Origin of the sequence: Mesorhizobium tamadayense, from assembly GCF_003863365.1 — a bacterium.
Taxonomy (GTDB): Bacteria; Pseudomonadota; Alphaproteobacteria; order Rhizobiales; family Rhizobiaceae; genus Mesorhizobium; species Mesorhizobium tamadayense.
Map to the genome: position 1 here is coordinate 1 of NZ_RQXT01000218.1, position 578 is coordinate 578.

The following is a 578-nucleotide window of genomic DNA, read 5'->3' on the forward strand; positions in this document are numbered from 1 at the left end:
GGCTATGGGCAGGCGCGCCGCACACCTCCTTCTGAAGCAGATCAATGCGGGAAAAGCAGATGCTGAGAACATCATTGCGGCGGTCAGGCTGGTCGTCCGCCAGAGTTGTGGAACTGGCCAGAGCAAACCAGAGGGGAAGTTAGGATGACAGTTCGATGGGCATTGATCGGTGCGAGCACGATCGCGCGAGAGTGGGTCGCTAGTGGTATGCGGGGAAGCCGAGGCAGGTCGTATCAGTCGTCAGTTCCAGTGTTGGGCGCGCCAAGACATATGCGCGTCGAACTAGGGCTTTGAGCATCCCGCAATGAGCAAGCACATCACCCCCGCCCAAGCCGCCGCCCTCATTCCGGATCGCGCTATCGTGTCGGTCTCGTCCTCGAGCGGGCTCGGTTGCCCGGACCTGATGCTGAAGGCGATCGGCGAACGCTTCGAGGCCGCCGGGCATCCGCGCGACCTGACTACGCTCCACCCGATTGCCGCGGGCGACATGAGCGGCATCAAGGGCGTCGATTACATAGCCCAAAAAGGCCTCTTGAAAACCATCATCGGCGGCTCCTACCCTTCGGGCCCTTCCGACG

The 578-nt window shown here is 61.9% G+C and carries 3 pseudogenes; all 3 read left to right on the forward strand.

Annotation, left to right across the window (positions count from 1 at the left end):
* Positions 1 to 148: pseudogene (locus tag EH240_RS39580) on the forward strand (LacI family transcriptional regulator); the annotation flags it as partial.
* Positions 145 to 275, forward strand: a pseudogene (locus EH240_RS39990) (gfo/Idh/MocA family oxidoreductase); the annotation flags it as partial. The pseudogenes EH240_RS39580 and EH240_RS39990, both read left to right, overlap by 4 nt.
* Before the next feature lie 29 nt (positions 276 to 304).
* A pseudogene (locus tag EH240_RS37375) lies at positions 305 to 578 on the forward strand (acyl CoA:acetate/3-ketoacid CoA transferase); the annotation flags it as partial.